Origin of the sequence: Williamsia serinedens (assembly GCF_024171725.1) — a bacterium.
In the GTDB taxonomy this organism is placed as follows: domain Bacteria; phylum Actinomycetota; class Actinomycetes; order Mycobacteriales; family Mycobacteriaceae; genus Williamsia_A; species Williamsia_A serinedens.
In genome coordinates this window covers 377,796-398,664 of record NZ_JAMTCG010000003.1, presented here as the reverse complement: position 1 = coordinate 398,664, position 20,869 = coordinate 377,796, and the positions used below count along the sequence as shown (strand labels likewise).

General features: G+C 69.3%; 19 protein-coding genes and 1 pseudogene. 14 read left to right on the top strand and 6 right to left on the bottom strand.

Features of this window, described 5'->3' with window-relative positions; genetic code table 11:
- The 8 genes from LX12_RS09315 to LX12_RS09280 all read left to right on the top strand — a co-directional run bounded on the left by LX12_RS09315 (position 1) and on the right by LX12_RS09280 (position 7,793).
- Positions 1-867, top strand: coding sequence for an ABC transporter permease (locus tag LX12_RS09315; RefSeq protein ID WP_253654252.1), 867 nt, complete (start codon positions 1-3; stop codon positions 865-867).
- Complete coding sequence (locus LX12_RS09310) at positions 864-1,916, top strand: MlaD family protein (protein WP_253654251.1); 1,053 nt, start codon at positions 864-866, stop codon at positions 1,914-1,916. The genes LX12_RS09315 and LX12_RS09310 overlap by 4 nt, the downstream gene beginning before the upstream one ends.
- Positions 1,913-2,917 (top strand): MlaD family protein, encoded by a 1,005-nt coding sequence (locus LX12_RS09305; RefSeq protein WP_253654250.1) that lies wholly within the window; start codon positions 1,913-1,915, stop codon positions 2,915-2,917. Before LX12_RS09310 ends, LX12_RS09305 begins: the two co-directional genes overlap by 4 nt.
- Positions 2,914-3,888 carry an MlaD family protein gene (locus LX12_RS09300; RefSeq protein ID WP_253654249.1) on the top strand — a complete coding sequence of 325 codons (975 nt, stop codon included), beginning with the start codon at positions 2,914-2,916 and terminating at the stop codon, positions 3,886-3,888. The genes LX12_RS09305 and LX12_RS09300 overlap by 4 nt, the downstream gene beginning before the upstream one ends.
- Position 3,889: 1 nt before the next feature.
- Positions 3,890-5,032: an MlaD family protein gene (locus LX12_RS09295; protein ID WP_253654248.1), complete on the top strand. Its 1,143-nt coding sequence runs from the start codon at positions 3,890-3,892 to the stop codon at positions 5,030-5,032.
- The gene (locus tag LX12_RS09290; RefSeq protein ID WP_253654247.1) at positions 5,029-6,087 is read left to right on the top strand and encodes an MlaD family protein; all 1,059 of its coding nucleotides are present in this window, start codon (positions 5,029-5,031) and stop codon (positions 6,085-6,087) included. The genes LX12_RS09295 and LX12_RS09290 overlap by 4 nt, the downstream gene beginning before the upstream one ends.
- A 13-nt stretch (positions 6,088-6,100) precedes the next feature.
- Positions 6,101-7,048 carry an MlaD family protein gene (locus tag LX12_RS09285; protein WP_253654246.1) on the top strand — a complete coding sequence of 316 codons (948 nt, stop codon included), beginning with the start codon at positions 6,101-6,103 and terminating at the stop codon, positions 7,046-7,048.
- Between the two features lie 67 nt (positions 7,049-7,115).
- The gene (locus LX12_RS09280) at positions 7,116-7,793 is read left to right on the top strand and encodes a hypothetical protein (protein ID WP_253654245.1); all 678 of its coding nucleotides are present in this window, start codon (positions 7,116-7,118) and stop codon (positions 7,791-7,793) included.
- Between the two features lie 69 nt (positions 7,794-7,862).
- On the opposite strand, the gene LX12_RS09275 is transcribed toward LX12_RS09280, so the two are convergent.
- The 3 genes from LX12_RS09275 to LX12_RS09265 all read right to left on the bottom strand — a co-directional run bounded on the left by LX12_RS09275 (position 7,863) and on the right by LX12_RS09265 (position 10,602).
- Positions 7,863-8,777 (bottom strand): MetQ/NlpA family ABC transporter substrate-binding protein, encoded by a 915-nt coding sequence (locus LX12_RS09275; protein ID WP_253654244.1) that lies wholly within the window; start codon positions 8,775-8,777, stop codon positions 7,863-7,865.
- Between the two features lie 95 nt (positions 8,778-8,872).
- Positions 8,873-9,601, bottom strand: coding sequence for a methionine ABC transporter permease (locus LX12_RS09270; protein ID WP_253654243.1), 729 nt, complete (start codon positions 9,599-9,601; stop codon positions 8,873-8,875).
- The gene (locus LX12_RS09265; protein WP_253654242.1) at positions 9,598-10,602 is read right to left on the bottom strand and encodes a methionine ABC transporter ATP-binding protein; all 1,005 of its coding nucleotides are present in this window, start codon (positions 10,600-10,602) and stop codon (positions 9,598-9,600) included. The genes LX12_RS09270 and LX12_RS09265 overlap by 4 nt, the downstream gene beginning before the upstream one ends.
- A gap of 266 nt (positions 10,603-10,868) precedes the next feature.
- Here LX12_RS09265 and LX12_RS09260 point away from each other — a divergent pair, with 266 nt between their 5' ends.
- The 5 genes from LX12_RS09260 (at position 10,869) to LX12_RS09240 (ending at position 17,341) form a co-directional block, all read left to right on the top strand.
- Positions 10,869-12,140, top strand: coding sequence for an HNH endonuclease signature motif containing protein (locus LX12_RS09260; protein ID WP_253654241.1), 1,272 nt, complete (start codon positions 10,869-10,871; stop codon positions 12,138-12,140).
- A 33-nt stretch (positions 12,141-12,173) separates the two neighbouring features.
- Positions 12,174-12,911 (top strand): sulfite exporter TauE/SafE family protein, encoded by a 738-nt coding sequence (locus LX12_RS09255; protein WP_253654240.1) that lies wholly within the window; start codon positions 12,174-12,176, stop codon positions 12,909-12,911.
- Between the two features lie 160 nt (positions 12,912-13,071).
- On the top strand, positions 13,072-14,478 hold the full coding sequence (locus LX12_RS09250; RefSeq protein ID WP_253654239.1) for an ATP-binding protein: 1,407 nt from the start codon (positions 13,072-13,074) through the stop codon (positions 14,476-14,478).
- Positions 14,479-14,523: 45 nt separating this feature from the next.
- On the top strand, positions 14,524-16,524 hold the full coding sequence (locus LX12_RS09245; protein WP_253654238.1) for a vWA domain-containing protein: 2,001 nt from the start codon (positions 14,524-14,526) through the stop codon (positions 16,522-16,524).
- 10 nt (positions 16,525-16,534) lie between these two features.
- Complete coding sequence (locus LX12_RS09240) at positions 16,535-17,341, top strand: DUF72 domain-containing protein (RefSeq protein ID WP_253654237.1); 807 nt, start codon at positions 16,535-16,537, stop codon at positions 17,339-17,341.
- Here the strand turns inward: LX12_RS09240 and LX12_RS09235 are convergent.
- Positions 17,334-17,954, bottom strand: a complete 621-nt coding sequence (locus LX12_RS09235) for a DUF1707 SHOCT-like domain-containing protein (RefSeq protein WP_253654236.1) — start codon at positions 17,952-17,954, stop codon at positions 17,334-17,336. The genes LX12_RS09240 and LX12_RS09235 overlap by 8 nt on opposite strands.
- Positions 17,955-17,963: 9 nt before the next feature.
- Positions 17,964-18,518 (bottom strand): CGNR zinc finger domain-containing protein, encoded by a 555-nt coding sequence (locus LX12_RS09230; protein ID WP_253654235.1) that lies wholly within the window; start codon positions 18,516-18,518, stop codon positions 17,964-17,966.
- 39 nt (positions 18,519-18,557) lie between these two features.
- Between LX12_RS09230 and LX12_RS09225 the strand changes: the two are divergent.
- Positions 18,558-19,448 (top strand): annotated as a pseudogene (locus LX12_RS09225) (EamA family transporter); the annotation flags it as partial.
- A gap of 27 nt (positions 19,449-19,475) precedes the next feature.
- On the opposite strand, the gene LX12_RS09220 reads toward LX12_RS09225, so the two are convergent.
- The gene (locus tag LX12_RS09220; protein ID WP_253654234.1) at positions 19,476-20,411 is read right to left on the bottom strand and encodes an AEC family transporter; all 936 of its coding nucleotides are present in this window, start codon (positions 20,409-20,411) and stop codon (positions 19,476-19,478) included.
- Positions 20,412-20,869 lie beyond the last annotated feature (458 nt).

The following is a 20,869-nucleotide window of genomic DNA, read 5'->3' as shown; positions in this document are numbered from 1 at the left end:
ATGACGGGTTTCTCGACCTACTCCCGCACCCACCGGTGGACGACCGTCACGAGCCGGGCGGCGGCGGTGCCGGTGAACGCGGTCGAACGCCTCGGGCACCAGGTGCACTTCGCCTACGACGTCCTTCGGTCGACCCCGCACGCGCTGCGGGTGTACCGCTCACAGACCGGTGCGGTGCTGTCCGACCTCATGTGGGGGTCGACCGGCATCGTCGTCGGCGGCGGGTCGGTCGCGGTGCTCGTCGTCCTGGGACTGTCCGTCGGCGGGTCCATCGGCATCGAGTCGTTCGCGACCCTGAGGCTGTTCGGGATCGGGCCGCTGACCGGGTTCCTCTCGGCCTACGTCAACACGCGCGAACTGGGGCCGATCGTCGTGGCCATCGGCTTCGCCGCGCAGGCGGGCTGTCGGATGACCGCGGAGATCGGGTCGATGCGCATCGCCGAGGAGATCGACGCCCTCGAGGCGCAGGCCATCCGGCCGGTGCCGTTCGTGGTGTCCACCCGGGTCATCGCGGGCGTGGTCACGATCATCCCGCTGTTCCTCATCACGCTGATCCTGAGCTACCTCTCGTGCGCGTTCGTCGTGAACACGGTCAACGGGCAGTCGTCGGGCACCTACTACCACTACTTCACCGCGTTCCTGTCCCCGGTCGACATGCTGTTCGCGGTGCTCAAGGCGGTCGTCTTCGTCGTCGCCGTGATCCTGATCCACTGCTATCAGGGGTTCTACGCCGCCGGTGGGCCAGAGGGCGTCGGCATCGCCTCCGGGCGGGCGATCAAGAGCAGTTTCGTCATGATCGTCGTGCTCGACATGATCCTGACCCTGGTGTTCTGGGGATCCGACGTCGGGTTCCGGTTCTCCGGATGATGTACGAGGACTCGTCCGGGAGAGGACCGTCGCGACGGACGCTGCTGACCCTCGGCGCGGCCACCCTCGTCGCGCTCGTCGTGGCCGCCGTCCCGCTCACGATCTACGCCCGTGGGGGTTTCGACGACCGCGTGCGGGTGGTCGCCGTCACCGACGCGGTCGGCGACGGCCTGGCCGCCGGCGGGGACGTGAAGTTCCGCGGCCTCATCGTCGGACGGGTCGACTCCGTGCGCGTCACCGACGGCACCGAACAGCAGATCACCCTCTCGATCGACCGGGACCAGGCCGCGAACATCCCCGACCGGGTGAGTGCCGCGTACGCGCCGTCGAACATCTTGGGCGTCACCGGCATCGAGCTGCGGTCGAACACCACGGTGGGGCCGGGGGCCGGCCGCCTGCGGGACGGGGAGACCCTGCGGATCGGGTCGGACTCGACGAACGTGTCCGTCGCCGATTTGCTGCGTCAGGTCGGAGAGATCTCGACGACGGTCACCGGCAGGACCGTGTCACAGAGCATCGACGTGCTCTCGCGCGTCGTCGACGCCGTGCAGCCGCTGCTGCGGTCCGGGGCCGACCTGCTCAACCTGGCCGCCGCGCGCCAGCAGATGCCGCTCGCGCAGTTCCTGCAGATCCTCGGACCGGCGTCGCGGGGACTGGCCGACCTCGAAGGGCCCTTCGACACCGTCCTGATCAACCTCACGAAGACGACGGCCGCGTACACCGACCCGAAGGTCGTGAGCGGCGTCCGCGACACGTTGTCGGGGCTCGTGCAGACCGTCGGCACCATCGGCGGGCTCGTCGGGGACAACCTCGGCTCTCTCAGCACGCTCCTCGATTTCGTCCTCACCGTCGGATCCCCGCTGGGGCAGACGTTGCGCTCGATCCCGCCCGCCTACGACGACACGCGGGAGCTGGTGCGCCGGTTGACGAAGGCACTGCCGACGCAGGACGGGAAGGTCACGCTCCAGGTCGGAGCGACGCTCGCGAACCTGCCGCAACTGACCTCGGTCCTGCTCGCGGCACCGGCCGGACGCGGCGGTGGGCGATGAGACCCCGGACCGGGTCGATGATCGGGCTCGCGCTGTTCGTCGTCGCCATGATCGCCGCCGGGTGGGTGATCGTCGGAGCCCTCGCCCCGCCCGTGGAGGGGCCGCAACGCAGCGTGACCGCCGAGTTCTCCGACGTCTCGGGGTTGTCGGCGGGCAACGACGTGCGGGAGATCGGTGTGCGGGTCGGCAAGGTCGAGACGGTGGCGCTGCACGACGGCGTCGCGCGGGTGACCTTCTCCCTGGACCGGAAAGTCCCGCTGTTCGACAACACCACCGTCGCCGTCCGTTACCTGAACCTCGTGGGCGAGCGGTATCTCGACGTCTACACCGACGGTCCGGCCGGGGCCCGCGTGACGGGACCGCAGATGATCCCCCGATCCCGCACCGTGCCGTCGTTCGACATCACCGTCCTCTTCAACGGGCTGCGTCCGGTGTTCCGTGTGCTCGACCCCGCCCAGATCAACGAGTTCGTCGGCAACGTGCTCGCCGTCGTGCAGGGGCGCGGGCCCGACCTGGGTTCGATCCTCGACCAGCTCAACCAGATCACCCGGTTCGCGGCCGACCGGTCGGAGACCATCGCGGCGTTCGTCACCGGTCTCGGATCGGTGGCACGGCAGATCCAGTACAAGTCACCGCGTCTCAACGAGCTCATCGCCCGCACCGGGGACGCCATCGGTGCGCTCGCCGACAACATCGACGCGACCGAGAGGTCCCTGAAGCTGTCGGCACGGGCGCTGAAGCCGCTGCGGCTGGTGCTGCAGAGCCTGAACGAGGTCTACTACGGCAACTACGCCGACGTCGACCGTCTGCTGCGCAAGTACATCCCGCTCACGAACACCGCCTCACAGATCCTCGCGGGCATCCCCGGCGTCCTCGACTCCCTCGTCGCATCGACCCAGGCCGCACGGTCGGCGTCACTCACCTGTCGTGCGGGACAGTCGATCCCGGGTCCGCTGACCACCGTCCTGCTCGCAGGCGCGCCGGTGGTGATCTGCCGATGACCCGTCGTCGCAGAGAGGTGCTGTACGGCCTGGGCGGGGTCGCGGTCATCGCGGTCATCGCGCTGGTGTGTGGGTTGCTCTATGTCATGCCGATGGGTGAGGACGAGTACACCGCGGACTTCACCTCCAGCGGTCAACTGCGGTCGGGCGACGAGGTGCGTGTAGCGGGCATCCGGGTCGGGGAGGTGCGCGACGTCGCGGTCGTCGGTGACCACGTCGAGATCCGTTTCGGTCTCGACGACTCCGTCCACCTCGGCGACCGCACCGGCGCCGACATCCGGCTCACCACGGCCATCGGTGGGCACTACCTCGCCGTCACCCCGCAGGGCTCGGAACCGCTGCGGGGCCACATCCCGCGGGAGCAGACCTCCACGCCGTACGAGCTCACCGACGTCATCCGGGACTCCGGGCAGGTCGTCGACAAGGTCGACGCCGTCACCACCCGCCAGACCTTCGCGCAGGTGACCCAGGCGCTCGCCGGACGTCCCGACGCCGCGCGCGACATCATCTCCCAGATCTCCGCGGTCACCACCACACTGGGCGACCGCGACGACGACCTCGACCGCGCGATCGCCATCACGCAGGAGTACGTGGGCGCGCTGAACGACGGCCGCGCGCAACTGGTCAACCTGCTCCGCCTCGTCGGACTGATCGGCTACCGCTTCTACCAGTTCCGCGCCGACGCGCTGGAGACCATCCGCGGCGTCGACGCGTTGTTCGCGTTCCTCGAGCCGCCGATCAGCGCGGTGCGGGGGACGATCGACCCCGAGGTCGACAAGGTCAAGGAGATCGTCCTGGCGCTGCGCGACAAACTCGGTCGCGCGAACCCGATCATCGACAAGCTCACGCAGCTGGCGAACGAGATCGGCGGCATCCTCAGCACCGACGGGTCGACCGTCGAGGTCGACCTGTCGAGGTCCCGGGTCGACGCCCCGACCCTCTGCATCCCGACCCCCGATCGGGGGTGCTGAGATGACCGACACCACAGCGCCACCGACCTCGTCCCGGTGGCGGACCGTCGCAGCGCGGACGGTGATCGTCGCGGCGATCGTGGCCGTCATCGCGATGGTCGTCGCCGCGGTCCGCACCACGGACTCGTCGCCGAGCGGGTCGGGGTGCGCGATCATGAGCGACTCGATCGGCCTCTACCCGGGCAGCAACCTCACGCTGCTCGGGGTCACGATCGGACACGTCACGAGGGTCGGTCCCGACAACGGCGCCGTCCGTGTCGATTTCGACGTCGACGGCGGGGTCCGTCTCCCGGCGACCGTCTCCGCGGTCACGACGTCGGACTCCATCGTGACCGACCGCCGTCTCGAGATCCCGACGCCGTACACCGGTGGGCCCACCTGGGACACGAGCCGGTGCATCCCACTCGACCGGACACGCACCCCGAAGAGCCTCAGCCAGGCGTTCGACGCCTTCAACAGGCTCTCCTCGCAGTTGACCGACGTCGCCGGCCGCACCCCCGGGCAGCAGCAGGCGGTCGGGAACGCTCTCGCCGACGTCGACGACGCACTCAGGGGATCGGCCGAGGACTTCAACCGGGCCGTCCAGGGGTTGTCGCGGGCGCTGGGCGACCCGGCCCTGCGGGATTCGCAGCTGCGATCACTGATCGTCGACGGGCAGCAGCTCGCCCAGTTCTTCGTCGACCGCTGGCCGGACGTGCAGTCCGCCATCGACAACGTCGGGAAGTTCTCCATCGCGCTCGGCGAGCTGACCCGGGAGCTCAACCCCGCCCTCGAACGGGTGACGAGGGTGGTGCCGCAGCTCGCGACCACCGTCCAGCGGTACGGGCCGATCCTGCTGAAGGTGCTGGAACTGATCACCCCACTCGTCGAGCTCCTGCCCACCGACCAGATCGTGGCGCTGCTCAGGCTGCTGCCGCCCGTGATGTCGGCGATCCGGGCGCAGGCACAGGACACCCAGCCGGGTCTCGCGGTGTCGGTGGCGGCGCCGACTGTCCGTGTGCGCGCGCCGATGTCGGCGTCGGCCGCGTCGTGTGCCGTGGTCAACCGCCTGCTCGCCGGGTCCTGCCGACCCGTCGCCGGTGCGCCGGACCGCGTCGACACGAGACTGCTGGAGCTCGTGCTGGGATCGGCGGGGCGGCGATGACCCGGACCCGGGCCCGTGCCGCGGCGACGGCCCTGTTCGTGGTCGTCACGACCCTGCTCGCCGGGTGCGGCGTCCAGGTCGCCGATCTCCCGCTGCCGGGCACGCGGGTCTCGGGCGCGAGTCGTGAACTGCGCATCGAGTTCTCGAACGTCCTGAACCTGCCGGCGCGCAGCAAGGTCCTCATGAACGGTACGAAGATCGGTGTCCTCCGCGAGGTCGGTATCGGTGGTACCCCGGGCGCCCCGGTGGCCGTCGCCACCGTCGACGTCGAGGCGGCGGTACGCATCCCCCATGACACCCGTGCATCGCTCGAGCAGTCGACCCTCCTCGGGGACATCTACATCTCGCTGACGCCGCCGTCACAGGACGCCGACGGCCCCCCATTAAGCGACGGCGCGACCATCCCGATGTCGCGGACCACCGTGACACCGGCCGTCGAGGAACTGCTCGGCGGGATCGCCTCGCTCGCGAACGGCGGCACCCTAGAGAAGCTGCAGCGCACCATCGACCGTGCGAACACCGCGTTCCCGGAGGACACGGCGCAGCGGGACAAGGCGATCGAGGTGTCCCGGGAGCTCGTCGCCCGGTTGGCGCAGAACCAGGGACCGGTCGGCGAGCTGCTCGACGCGCTCGCGGTGCTCGCGCGGTCGGCCGCGGTCCGCGGGCCCGACCTCGCGTTCACCCTCGACGTGGGCCCCGAACGCATAGGCGGGGCGCTCGTCTCGTTCGCCAGCTTCACCAAGGTGTTGGGCACGTTGGGGTTCGAGCTCGTCCCCGTCGACCAACTGTTCACGACACGCGCGCAACCGCTGTCCACGCTCATCCGGACGGTCGACCCGCTGGTCGACCTCGCCGTCGAACTGGACTCGACGCTCCCGGGCGACCTGCAGAGGCTCGGCGATCTCGTGAACGACCGCATACTCCCGTTCCTCGCCGCGCCGCGCGTGAACATCGTCGACATGTCCTCTCCGCGCGGGCTGTCGACGCCGACGGCGTCCGGCGACCAGCTGCGGACGATCGCGGCGACGCTGCGGATGATCGGGGCGATGAGGTGAGCGGGGGCATGTCATGAAGATCGGCGTCAAGACGTCGCTCGCGCTGCTGGTGGTCGTGTCGCTCGGCCTCGCGGCGTACCTCGCCGTGGGGATCCTCAAGGTGCGGCCCTTCGAGTCCACCTCGACGGTCACGGTCGACATGGCGTCGTCGGGCGGACTGCTGCCGCGGTCGCGGGTGCTCTGGAACGGGATCGAGGTCGGCACCGTCCGGTCCATCGACATCCGCCCGGACGGTCTCCGCGCGACACTGTCCCTCGACGCGGACTACCACATCCCCGCGTCGGCGTCGGTCACGGTGGAGAACCTGTCGCTCGTGGGCGAGCAGTACCTGAACTTCTCGTCGACGACCGCCGACGGTCCGTTCATCGCGAACGGTGCGGTGCTGGAGAAGAACATCGACGCACGGTCGACGGTGGGGGAGACGCTCACCAACCTGCAGCGGCTCGTCGGGCAGATCGACCCCGGCCGCATCGACAGCATCGCCAACACCATCAACGCCGGCTGGATCGGCCGCGACGACGACATCACCCGGATCGGCGAGTTCTCCCGCTACCTGTCGCGCACCATCACCACCCGACGCACCGAGTTCTCCGACCTGTTCGACACGGCGCAGGCGTTCGTCCGAAAGATCGACGGGATCGGTCCGACGCTCTCGGAGGGTTCCCGACAGCTGTTGCTGAACCAACCCACGTTCACCGAACTGTGGGGACTCTTCCCGGGTCTCGCCCGCGCCACGAACGGCGCCGTGGCCTGGACGCAGGTGATCGCGCCGTTCCTGCAGACCCTCGACGGCTACCTGACGCGGTTGCTGCCGAAGATCACCCCGCCCATCGGCGTGCTGTTGCCGCTGCTGTCCACGGTCGCGCCGGCGACGTCGATCGATGTCGGATCGGTCGTCCGCAGGGGTCTGCGCATCGTCGACGAGAACGGTGTGGTGCGCTTCCGCGTGAGCACGCGGTAGCGGCACGAGGGTGAGAGGGTCCCGCGCGACGACGCGGGGCGCACGACGACGACGGAGGATGCGATCGATGGCGACGGACGACCAGAAGGACGGCGGGGACGACACCGCCTCCACGCCGACGGAGACGTCCGACACCGCGACGACGGAGACGTCCGACACCGCGACCACGGGGACGGCCGGGGAGAAGCCCGCCACGACGACCGACCCGGCGTCCTCGCGTCGGCCTCGACTGCTCGTCGGTGTGCTGGCCGGCCTCGTCGTGATCCTGGCGGTGGTCGCCGGCGTCGCGGTCTACTACGCGTCGTCCTACCGGTCGGACTACACGACGCTGCGCGACGCGAACTCCGACGCCCAGCGGGCCGAGGACGTGGCGAGCGACTACGCCGTGAAGGCGGCGCTGATCGACTATCGCGACTTCGACCCGTGGTTCGCGGCGCTGCGGACCAACGTCGACGACAAGATGCGGCAGCAGTTCACGAGCAGCGAGTCGGTGCTGCGGCAGCTGCTCGGACAGTTGCAGTGGGTGTCCAAAGGCGACCTCGTCGGCAGCGACATCAAGAGCCAGAACAACGGTGTCTATGTGGTGCAGGTCTTCGTCGACGTCCAGGTGACCAACGTGCAGTCGCCGGGTGGGGTGAAGACCACTGCGCTGTACCCGATCACGGTCGACAGGAACAAGAAGTGGACCATCACCGACATCAGCGGCGGGGTCGCCCCGCTCGCGCAGGCGACAGCCCCGAACTGACCTGCGAACGTCGCGAGCCGCTGACCCGGGTGGGTCAGCGGCTCGCGGATCACGCTGTCGCGGAGTCGATCAGGACTGCAGCGGCAGCAGGATGTTCTTCACCTGGGGGTCGGTGCGGAGGTACTCCTGCACAGCCGGGTCCTTGAACACGGCGACGAGCTTCTTGATGTTGTCGGTGTTCTGCCACCGCGTGCCGATGGTCAGCTGACCCGCGAACTCGTCCGGCGCCGCCGGAGCGAAGATCTGCTTGCTCAGCGGGACGCCCGCGGCGAGGTAGTACTCGGTGTACCCGACGGTCGCGTCGAGGTCGGGGAGCGCCCGCGACTGGGCGGCGAAGTCGAGCAGGGTGAACTGGATGTTCTTCGGATTGGTCGCGATGTCGTTCTGGGTCGCCCGCGACTTGTCGATCCCCGGCTTGAGGGTGATCAGGCCGGCGCGCTCGAGGAGCCACAGTCCCTGCGCCTCGTTGGCGGGGTCGGAGTAGAGCGAGACCTTCGCGCCGTTCGGGAGCTGCGACACGTCGGTGTACTTGTCCGACCATATGCCGAATCCCCAGCGGAACACCGGCGTCGCCGCGACCTCCTTGAAGTCGGGGTTCGCGTCGAGCACCTGCGACAGCCACCGCTTGTGCTGGTAGATGGTGCCCGCGACCTCACCGTCGCTGACCGCGCGGTTCAGCGTGGTGCTGTCGGCGAGGCCCTTGAAGGCGACCTTGATGCCGTACTTCGGGGCGACGTTCTTCGCGATGTAGTCGACGAGAGCCTGCTCGTTCGCGTTGCCCTCCGCGGTGACGACGGTCAGTGTGGCCCCGGCCTTCTCGTTCGGGGACGTCGAGTCGGACCCGAGGAAGCGCCAGGCGACTAGACCGGCGATCACCGCGACGACGACGATGACGACGCCCGCGATGATCGGTCCGCGTCGACGCTTCTTCACGTCGAAACCGGCGGTGTCGTCGGTGGTGGGCGGGGGGCTGGTCTGCGTCATGGGTGTCTCCTTCGGTGCGCAGAGGGTCACGGCCACGCCCTGTGCGTGTCCGTGCGATGGTGAGATGCGGTGTGGGTGTCAGACCTGCTGTGTGATCAGACCTTCGAGGGCAGCCGGGCCGACCGGACCGACTGCTCGGGGGAGAGGAACCGGACGAGGGCATCGCCGACGACCTGGATCACCGCGACGGTGATGACGAGGGTGATGATCGTCGCGATCATCACCTGGTGGTCGAATCGCTGATAGCCGTAGGTGACCGCGATGTAGCCGAGACCGCCGGCGCCGATGGTGCCCGCGATGGCCGAATACTCGATCATCGCGATGGTGTTGATCGTCAGCCCGCCGACGATCGACGGCAACGCCTCGGAGATCTGTGCGGTACGGATGATCTGGACCTTCGACCCGCCCGCGGCCGTGGCGGCGGCGACCACCGACGAGGGCACGCCGCGCAGCGAGTTCTCGACGATGCGGGTGAAGAACGCGATGCCCGCGATCGACATGGGCACCACCGCGGCGGGGATGCCGATGTTGGTGTCGGTGATCAGTCGGGTGAACGGGATGATCGCGGTCATCAGCACCAGGAACGGCAGCGACCGGCCGATGCTGATGACCCAGGAGAGCGGTGTGTGCAGGGCGCGGTTCTCGAACAGTCCACCGGGAGCAAGGTTGTGGACGATGGCACCGAGCGGGACGCCGACGACCGCGACGATCACCATCACGATGCCGACCATGATCACGGTGTCCTGAAACGCCGGGATCAGCAGTCCGGGGATCTCGTTCGTCGGGACGGTGATGGCCGCGAGGACACTCGTCGATGCGCTCATGCCGCCACCGCCGTCGACGACGGGTCGAGGGGACGGGCGGCGAGACCGAGCGGTCCCGCAGCGGTGACCACCGCGTCGACGTCGGCCTCGGGCACCCCGATCGTCCACTCGCCCACGGGGACCCCGCCGACGTCCTGCACGTGACCACCGAGGACGGTCAGGGTGACGCCCGTCGTCGCGGAGATGCGGGTGATCCAGTCGCCGGGCACCGCGGGCGACGTGTGTGTGATGCGGACGGCGCGTACACCGGGCGCGGGAGCCGTCGTCGCGGCACGGGGCCGGAGCGCGGACCCGAGCGCTGACTCGGGGTCGAGGAGGAGGTCGACAACCGCGCCCTGCTCGACGATGCGGCCCTGGTCGAGGCGCCCGACGCGGTCGGCGACCTTCACGATCGTGTCCATCTCGTGGGTGATGAACACGACAGCGATCTGCAGGTCGTCGCGCACCTCGGTGAGCAGCTCGAGGAACGAGTCCGTCGTCGCGGGGTCGAGTCCGGAGGTGGCCTCGTCGGACAGCAGCACCGACGGACGCAGGGCGAGTGCGCGGGCGATGCCGACGCGCTGTCGCTGCCCGCCCGACAGCTGGTGGGGGTACCGGTCGGCCTGCGCGGTGAGTCCCACGCGGTCGAGGAGTTCGGCGACGCGCTCCTGTGTCTGCGTCTTGGTGACACCCAGGTACTGCAGGGGGAGGGCGACGTTCTGGGCGGCTGTGCGACGGCTCAACAGGTTCGCCGACTGGAACACGGTGCCGATGCGACGGCGAGCCGCGCGCAGACCGGCCTCGTCGAGGTCGGTGAGGCGTTCGCCGTTGACGACGACCGACCCGGAGGTGGGTCGTTCCAGCAGGTTGATGCACTGCGCGAGCGTCGATTTACCGGCCCCCGACGGCCCGACCACGGCGAAGATCTCCCCTGCCGCGACCGCGAAGTCGATGTCGTCGAGGACGGTGACGGCGTTCGGGCCGTGCCCGAACGTCTTGGTCAGTCCTTGGATCTCGATCACGCGAGGATCATCACGGTGGGTTGCGTCGGCACCCAGCGTTGCGATCACGGTGATTCGGGTGCGGTGATCGGGATGCGCATGTGCTGTGACCTGCGAAAACCGTTACCCCGGCGTAGTAACCACCCCCACCCCGCTCGTTGGGCACCAGGAACCGTTCGTTGGGCGGCTGGAACCGTTCGTTGGGGAGGTTGGAACGCTGAATCATGCTGTGCACAGGGCTCTTTGATCGGAAAATCATGTCGGACCGATCGTGTACACATGTACGTATGGAGAGCACGGGCACCATCGACGCGCGAAAGGCGCTGAGCGATGTGATGGCTGTGCTGGCAGCGCTTCCCGCTGCGGGCGACGAGGCAGAGGCGATCGACCGGATCTCGCTGATGGAGTCGATCAAGTCCGCCTGCGCGGCCGGGCAGGCCGCCGACACGCTTCGTCTTCAGGACCTGCGGTTCGCCGCGGAAGCCGAGGCCGGTGTGCCGGTCGAGCGGCGGTGTCGGGGTTTGTCTGCGGAGGTGGCGTTGGCTCGGCGGGTGTCGGGCAACGCAGGTGGCCGCCATCTGGGGTTCGCTCGGGCGATGGGCGAGATGCCGAACACCTTCGCCCGATTGCGGGAGGGGTCGTTGTCGGAGTGGCGGGCGACCATCCTTGTCCGTGAGACCGGCTACCTGCAGGTCGAAGATCGACGCGTGATCGACCACGCGTTGTGCGCGGACCCGGCGACCCTCGACGGTGTCGGCGACCGGGCGCTCGAAGCGGTGGCCAAGCGCATCGCCTACGAGCGGGACCCGCAGGCGCTCGTCGACCGGAACGCCAGTGCGCCGAAGGACCGCCGCGTGACGATGCGGCCGAAACCCGATGCGATGGTGCAGCTCTCGGCGCTGCTACCGATGACGGCCGGAATCGCGGCGTACGCCGCGCTCAAACAGCATGCGGACGGGCTCGTCGGGGATGGCGATCGCACCCACGCGCAGGTCATGGCCGACACCCTCCTCGAACGGCTCACCGGCACGGCGGCACCGGAGGACGTCGCGGTGTCGGTCGACGTCGTTGTCTCTGCCGGCGCGCTCGTCGGGCTTTCCGACGCCGCGGCGGATGTTCCCGGCTACGGAGTGATCCCGGCCGACACGGCGCGGAGCCTGATATCCGACGCGCTCGACGCTGACGCGCTCGTCACGCTGCGGCGGCTGTTCGCCGCACCGGGCTCCGGTGCGCTGGTCGCGATGGAATCGAAGGCGCGGATTTTCCCGTCCGGCCTGCGGCGGTTCATCGTCCGCCGCGACGTGTCGTGCCGGATGCCGTACTGCGACGCGCCGATCGCCGAGATCGACCACGCCCAGCCCCATGTCGACGGCGGGGCGACGGACAGTGTCAACGGCAACGGCCTGTGCCGCACCCACAACCGACAGAAGCAGAACCCCGGCTGGGCGGTAACCACCGCCATCGACGACGACGGCACCCATGAGGCGCTGATCCGAACGCCCACCGGCCAGCAACACCGATCCCGCGCACCCGCGCGGGACGCAGACCAGGCCGCATGACGTCCGACCGCGGGGCAGGCGATGATGATCGCGATGACACTCTCCACCCTGGTCCTGTTGGTCGTGGCCGGTTTCGGCGCCGGACTGGTCGGCTACATCACGGGTCTGGCGTCGCTGGTGAGCTATCCCGCGTTGCTGCTCGCCGGTCTGTCACCGCTCGCGGCCAACGTCACCAACACCGTCGCGTTGGTGTCGGTCGGGGTCGGCAGCACCGCCCAGGCGGGGTCGTCGTTGCTCGACGATCGTCGACGGCTCACGATGCTCGGGGCGATCGCCGTCGTCGGAGGACTGATCGGGGCAGGTGTCCTGCTGGTCTCTCCGGCGGGCTCGTTCGAGGCGATCGTCCCCTTCCTCGTCGCGATCGCCGCGGTGGCCGTGTTGATACAGCCGGTCCTGCGACACGCCGCCGGGCACCGCGAGATGCCGACGGTCTTCGCGGTCTCGTCGTTCGCCGTGGCCGTCTACGGGGGTTACTTCGGTGCCGGCGCGGGCGTGATCTTCCTGGCCCTGGCCCTGGTCACCTCGGCGCAACCGCTCTGGCGTGCGGCCCTGCTCAAGTCAGCCCTGCTCGGCCTGTCGAACCTGTCCGCCGCCGTCCTCTTCGCGATCACCGGTCCGGTGCACTGGGTCGCGGCCGTCGCTATGGGCGTCGGTTGCCTCGCCGGCGGGTGGGCCGGCCCGCCGATCGTCGCCCGCCTCCCGGCCGGACCCCTGCGCGTCGTCATCGGTCTCGCCGGCCTCGGTCTCGCGGTCTGGCTCGCCGTCCGCTGAGCGGCTCGCGCGACCACATCCGCCTCCCGCGACCGCCGCGACGGTCGCGGGTGGCGGCAACGGTCGCGGGAACCCGACCCGCCGTTCGCTGAGAGCGAGAACGCGGGTGGAGGCAGGCGGGGTCAGTGCAGGACCGACGAAACACTCGTAGCGTGGATACGTGACGTCAGCCTCAACCGGTCATCCCTCTGCTCGTACTCTCGGCGAACTCCGCGCCTCCGGCCATGTCCAGCGGTCGGTCAAGGACGAGATCCGCAACAACCTCCTCACCAAGCTCCGGGCCGGTGACGACCCCTGGCCCGGCATCGTCGGCTTCGAGTCGACGGTCGTCCCGCAGCTCGAACGCGCCCTCCTGGCCGGCCACGACGTGGTCATGCTCGGCGAGCGCGGCCAGGGCAAGACCCGCCTGCTCCGCACCCTCGCCGGCCTGCTCGACGAGTGGACGCCCGTCATCGAGGGCTCCGAGCTCGACGAGCACCCCTACGAACCGATCACCCCGGCCGCCATCCGCAAGGCCGCGAACCTCCTCGACGACCTGCCGATCGTCTGGCGGCACCGCTCCGAGCGCTACTCGGAGAAGCTCGCGACACCGGACACGTCCGTCGGTGACCTCGTGGGCGACGTCGACCCGATGAAGGTCGCCGCCGGCCGCAACCTCGGCGACCCCGAGACCATCCACTTCGGCCTGATCCCCCGCGCGCACCGCGGCATCGTCGCGATCAACGAGCTCCCTGACCTCGCCGAGCGCATCCAGGTGTCGATGCTCAACGTGATGGAGGAGCGCGACATCCAGATCCGTGGCTACTCGCTGCGGCTCCCGCTCGACGTGCTCCTCGTCGCCAGCGCGAACCCCGAGGACTACACCAACCGTGGTCGGATCATCACCCCGCTCAAGGACCGCTTCGGCGCCGAGATCCGCACGCACTACCCCCTGGAGCTCGACGACGAGATCGCGGTCATCGAGCAGGAGGCAGACCTGGTCGCCACCGTGCCGACGTTCATCGTCGAGATCCTGGCGCGGTTCACCCGCTACGTCCGTGACCACCCGTCGATCGACCAGCGCTCCGGCGTCTCGGCGCGCTTCGCCATCGCCGGTGCCGAGACCGTGGGTGCCGCCGCTCTGCACCGCGCGACCGTGACCGGCGAGGAGTCGGCCGTCGCGCGTGTCGTCGACCTCGAGTCGGTCGTCGAGGTGCTGCGCGGCAAGGTGGAATTCGAGTCGGGCGAGGAGGGGCGCGAGACCGAGATCCTCGAACACCTCCTGCGCAAGGCCACCGCCGACACCGTCCGCGCCCACCTCGGCGGCATCGACATGGCGCCGCTGGTCACCGCGCTCGAGTCGGGTGAACCCGTCGTCACCGGCGACCGCGTCACCGCCTCGGAGCTGCTGAAGAGCATCCCGTCGCCGGACACCACGACACCCGTCGTCGACGCCGTCGCCGAACGCCTCGACGCCGCCGACGGTGGCGAGCGCGCCAGCGCACTGGAACTGGCGCTGGAAGGGCTGTTCCTCGCCCGGCGCATCAGCAAGGAGGCGGACGACCACGGCGTCACCATGTACGGCTGACCCTCGGCGTCCCGGCCGCCACAGCACCACGGAGAGCATCACCTGATGGCACGCAACAGATTCCACCGCTCCTCCTATCAGCGATACCGTGGCGGACCCGATCCGCTCGCCCCGCCGGTCGATCTGCGGTCCGCGCTCGACGAGATCGGCGAGGACATCATGGCCGGCGCCTCGCCGCAGCGCGCGATGCGCGAGTACCTGCGTCGTGGGACGCAGGACATGCGCGGCCTGGACAAGCTGCGTGAGCAGATCAACAAGCGCCGTAAGGAACTGCTGGAGAAGAACAACCTCGACGGCACGTTCACCGAGATCCGCGAGCTGCTCGATCGCGCGGTCCTCAACGAGCGCAAGCAGCTCGCACGGGATCTCGACGACGAGGCGCGGTTCGCCGAGATGCAGATCGGGAACCTGCCGCCGTCGACGGCGCAGGCGGTGCAGGAGCTCTCCGACTACGAGTGGCGGTCGCCGGAGGCCAAGGCCGACTACGACAAGATCTCCGATCTGCTCGGCCGCGAGATGCTCGACCAGCGTTTCCAGGGCATGAAGGACGCGCTGGAGAATGCGACCGACGCGGACCGTCAGGCGATCTCGGAGATGCTCACCGACCTCAACGAGCTGCTCGCCGCGCACAACCGTGGTGAGGACACGACCGAGCAGTTCGACGAGTTCATGGGCAAGCACGGGCAGTACTTCCCGGACAACCCGCAGTCGACGGACGAACTCGTCGAGGCGCTGGCGAAGCGGGCTGCTGCGGCGCAGGCGTTCTACAACTCCCTGTCACCCGAGCAGCGCGCCGAGCTCGACCAGCTCGCGCAGCAGGCGTTCGGCTCTCCGGAACTGATGAACCAACTGGCGCAGATGGATTCGCAACTGCGCCAGGCCCGCCCCGACATGGGGTGGGGTGACTCGGCAGATTTCACCGGCGAGCAGGGGATGGGCATGGGGCAGGGCGCGGGCGCACTGTCCGACCTCGCCGAGCTGGAGGCCCTCTCGGAACAGCTGTCGCAGCAGTACGCCGGCGCGCAGATGGACGACATCGACCTCGACGCACTCGCGCGACAGCTCGGTCCCGAGGCGTCCGCCGACGCACGCACCCTCGCCGAGCTGGAGAAGGCGCTCAAGGAACAGAACATCTTCCACCGTGACGCCGACGGCAACCTGCAGTTGTCGCCGAAGGCCATGCGGCAGCTCGGGCAGTCGATCTTCCGCGATGTCGCCGAACAACTCTCGGGCCGCAAGGGTGACCGCGCCACCCGCCGCACCGGTGCGTCGGGTGAGCCGACCGGGGCCACCCGCGAGTGGGAGTTCGGCGACACCGAGCCGTGGGACGTCACCGCGACCGTCGGGAACGCGGTGCGGCGCACCGTCACCGAGGCGCCGGGTGGGCTGGAGGCCGCCGGTGACCTCGCTCGCGAGGGTGTCCGCATCGACGTCCGTGACGTCGAGGTCGCCGAGACCGAGGCGCGCTCGAAGGCGGCTGTCGTGCTCCTCGTCGACACCTCCTTCTCCATGGAGATGGAGGGACGGTGGCTGCCCATGAAGCGGACCGCCGTCGCGCTGAACCACCTGATCTCGACCAGGTTCCGCAACGACGAGTTGTCGCTGATCGCCTTCGGGCGCCACGCCCGCACCATCGACATCGCCGAGCTCACCGGCTTGCAGCCCCGCATGGAGCAGGGCACCAACCTGCACCACGCGCTCATGCTGGCCGGACGGCACCTGCGACGGCACCCGAACGCGCAGCCCGTCGTCCTCATCGTCACCGACGGTGAGCCGACCGCCCACCTCGAACCCGACGGCGAACCGTTCTTCTACTACCCGCCGCATCCGGCGACCCTGGCCATGACCGTCCGTGAACTCGACGCGGTCGCCCGGCTCGGCGCACAGGTGACGATCTTCCGACTGGGCGACGATCCCAGCCTGGAGCGTTTCGTCGACCAGATCGCCCGTCGTATCGGTGGCCGCGTCGTCGCACCCGACATCGACGGGCTCGGCGCCGCGGTGGTCGGGGACTACCTGGGTTCACGACGGGGTCGTCGGGGGTAGTCCTGCGACCGTGACGAGAACGGTTCGTGTGGGCACGTCGGGATGGTTCTATCCGCCGTGGCGGGGCACCTTCTACCCGAAGGGCCTCGTCCACCGGCGGGAGTTGGAGTACCTGTCGTCGACGCTGAACTCGGTGGAGATCAACGGCACGTTCTACTCGTTGCAGAAGCCGGACAGCTTCCGACGCTGGGCGTCGGAGACGCCCGACGACTTCGTGTTCGCGGTGAAGGGTCCGCGATTCGTCACGCACATGAAGAAGCTGCGCGACGTCGACACCCCGGTCGCGAACTTCCTCGCGTCCGGGGTGCTGGCGCTCGGCCCGAAGCTGGGCCCGATCCTGTGGCAGCTGCCGCCGGCGATGCGGTTCGACCCCGACCGGCTCGGCCCGTTCCTCGACTCCCTGCCGCGGACCACCGCTGCCGCAGCCGATCTCGCGCGGCGGCACGACCAGCGTCTCGACGGTCGCGACTGGCTGGAGATCGACGAGGACCGCCCGCTGCGGCACGCCGTCGAGGTGCGTCACCCGTCGTTCGAGACGCCCGAACTGGTCGGGTTGCTCCGTGACCAGAACGTCGCCCTGGTCCTCGCCGACGCGGCGCGTCGCTATCCGGTGATGGACGAGCAGACTGCCGACTTCACGTACTGCCGCCTGCACGGCGACGAGAAACTGTATGTGAGCGGCTATTCCGACAAGTCGCTCGACAACTGGGCGACCACACTCCGACGGCACACCGGCGACATCCACGTCTACTTCGACAACGACGTGAAGGTGCACGCGCCGTTCGACGCGCGGGGACTCCTCGACCGCCTCAGCTGAGGCGTTCGCGCTCGTCGCCCGCGGACCCCTTGCGCTCCACCGACACCCCGCCCATCAGGGCGACACCGGTGATCGTCACCCGCGGCCCGTTCGGGCGCCTTCCCGGACCCGATGCGCGGCGGTCGAAACCGCCCATGATCCCGACGCCGCGGATGTCGACCTCGACATCGGGCGGGACGACGATCTCGATGCCGCCCATCACCGCGGTCGCGCTGATCTCGAGCGTGCCGGTGGTGAACCGCGCCCGTCGCAGATCGATGCTGACACCGCCCCAGAACGCCAGGGCGGTCAGCGACCCGCCGACCGCGACGTCACCGGCGAGCTCCGATCCGCTCATCACGGCGATGAGCCGCTGCACCGGCGCCTTCCCGGGCGGCGCCGTCGACGACACCGACCCCGCGATCGCATCGACCGGCAGGTCGGCGGTCAGCGGGGACAGGTCGTCCGTCGTGCGTGCCTCGACGGCCTTGCCGGCGCGCGTCTCGTACTCAGCCGGACTCAGGTAACCCTGCGCCATCGCGGCGGCCAGGATGTCGTGCACGCGACCGCGGTCGGCGTCGGACACACGGACCGCGGGCCGGTCGTCGGGGCGATCGGCGGGCAGATCGGTCATGCGCCGACCCTAGCGATCCGACGCGGTCCCGTCGCCGCGCTGACGCGATCGATAGGCCGCGACCGCGTTCCGGTTGCCGCACGTCGTCGAGCAGTATCGGCGAGATCGGTTGCGAGACAGGTCGATCACCAGAGCCTCGCAGGAGTTGTCGGCGCAGACCGAGAACCGCGACATCTCGTCGGCGCGGATGACGTCGACCATGGCCATGGCCGCCTCGACGAGCATCCGGGTCACCAGCGGCGCGTCGTCGTCGACGGCATGGATGTGCCAGTCCTGGTCGTCATGGCGGACCAGTCGCGGCGTCGCCCGGTACTCGGCGAGGATGTCGTTGACGAGCCCGACGGCGTCGCCGGTCGACGCGGTGAACAGCGCCCGCAGCCGGGGCCGGACGGCGCGGACCTCGTCGAGCTCGGCGAGATCGCCGTCGATGCGCCCGGTGAACCCCTGCTCGGTCACGAACTCCGCGAGGTCGTCGACGGTCGTGAGGGTGTCCGGGTCCACCGCGGTGTTCGCCAGCGCGACAGCCGCCTGCAGCGACAGCTCAGTGTCATCGGTGAAAACCACGTTGACACATTACCGCGAGGCCGCTTAGCGTCATGACCCATGAGGTCGATGGGTGATGACAGGCGTCTCGGGGTGGGGCTGGCGTTCGCGCTCGTCTCCGCCCTCTCCTTCGGCCTGTCGGGGGCGATCGCGCGGCCGATGCTGGAGACCGGGTGGTCGCCGGGTGCCGTCGTCACCCTGCGCATCGCGATCGGAGTGGTGGTCGTGCTGCCCTGGGGTGTGGCCTCGCTCCGAGGACGGTGGTCGCTGCTGGCCCGGAACGCGCCGACGGTCGTCGTCTATGGCCTGCTCGCGGTGGCCGCCGCGCAGTTCTGCTATTTCTCCGCGGTGCGGTCGATGCAGGTGGCCCCGGCCTTGCTCATCGAGTTCACCTCGCCGGCTGCCGTGGTGCTGTGGCTGTGGGTGCGTCGGTCACAGCGGCCGTCGGGGCTCACGGGTGTCGGCGTGGCGATCTGCGCGGTCGGACTCGTCCTGGTCCTCGATCTGATGTCGTCGTCGACGACCGTGTCGGGGACGGGTGTGGCCTGGGCGTTCGGCGCGATGATCGGCGCAGCCGCGTACTTCCTCATCAGCGCCGACGACGATTCCGGGCTGCCGCCGCTCGCGCTCGCGACCGCGGGACTGGTCGTCGGGGCGATGGTGCTCGGGCTGCTCGGCGTCGTCGGCGCGATGCCGATGCGCATCGGGACGGGTGACGTCGCCTACGCCGGCGTCACGATGTCGCCGTGGGTCGCTGTCCCCGTCCTCGGTGTCGTCACCGCGGCGACGGCGTATGTGACCGGCGTGCTCGGGGCCCGGCGACTCGGTCCGCGCGTGGCGTCCTTCGTCGGCCTGTCCGAGGCACTCGCCGGTGTCGTGTGGAGCTGGGCTCTGCTGGCCGAACTGCCCCGTCCGGTCCAGTTCGGGGGAGGCGCGCTGATCCTACTCGGCGTGGTGGCGGTGAAACTCGGTGAGCGGTCAAGCGAGGAGCGCGGCGATGACGCCGATGACCGGGATCGAGACGAGCGTGGTGACCAGGGCGCTGTCCCGGGCGAGCACCACCCCGCGCTGGTACCGGGTGGCGTAGACGAGGACGTTCTGCGCGGTCGGTAGCGCGGCGATCACCACCTGGGCGAACAGTGCGTGTCCACGTTCGTCGAACAGGAAGTACGCGAGCGCGAACACCAGGATCGGCTGTACCACCATCTTCATCACCGACGCGAGTGCGACGTCGCGGCGCGGACTCTCGCCCTTGCGGAGCACGCTGACCCCCGTGAGCGACAACCCGAATGCCAGCAGTGCGCCGGGAACAGAGGCGTCACCGAGCATCCCGATGGGCTCCTCCACCGCGTGCGGCAGCGTCACCCCGGTCAGTGAGATGACCAGTCCGACGATGCCGCCGATCACGATCGGGTTCGTCACCGGTGCGATCACCGTGTCACGCAGGGTGATCCGCCCGGCGCCACTGCGCAGTGCCGTGAGGTCGAGCATCGTGAGCGCGATGGGGGAGTAGATGACGATCTGGAACAGCAGCAGCGGCGCGACGAAGGTGGCGTCCTTGAGCACGAAGATCGCGATCGGGATGCCCAGGTTCGCGCTGTTCACGTAGCTCGACGACAGCGCTCCGATCACGGCCTCGGGGACCTCGCGCCGGAGCACGGTCCGGGCGAGGACGAAGTACACCGCTCCGACGGCGAACGCGCTGCCGCCGGCGATCAGCAGCGTGGTGGAGAAGATCTGTGCGACGTCCGTCGTCGACAGCGAGTGCAGCAGCAGGGCCGGGGTGAAGACGAAGAACACCAGCCGCGACAACGTCTGGTGGGCGTCCGGCCCCAGGGTCTGGGTCCGACCGAGCACGTATCCCACCCCGATCAGGATGAAGATGACGGTGAACCCCTGGACCACTCCGGACACCGGGGGGATCCTACGTGCGCGTCGCACCGCCCCCGGAGCCGCGACTCCGGACGTCGGCCGGGGTCACGTTGTTGAAATCCGCGTCGTGGGCGGCGGCCGTGGACATATTGACCACGAGGTCCGCTGGGGACGCGCATTTCGGACATCGGGTTCGGCTACTTTCGAGAAATGCCACACCTACACGACGAGGCCGCCAGAGGCGTCAGACCGGAATCCGTCGTCGGGGCATTGCACCGAACGCCCGTCGACGAGAAGTGGGAGACGGAGCTCGCTGACGATCGTCGTCAAGCGCAGACACGCGGCTGAGATCGAGGACATGACTGACCGGCTGTATCCGGTCAACGATCCGCTCGCGTTGGCGGACCATCGCCTCTCGGTCGCGGGCCAACCCTCCTGACGCATGCTGTGACCCGGTTCACTGGGCGACTCGTACAGTGGCGCTGAGGCCGTGCCGGCGG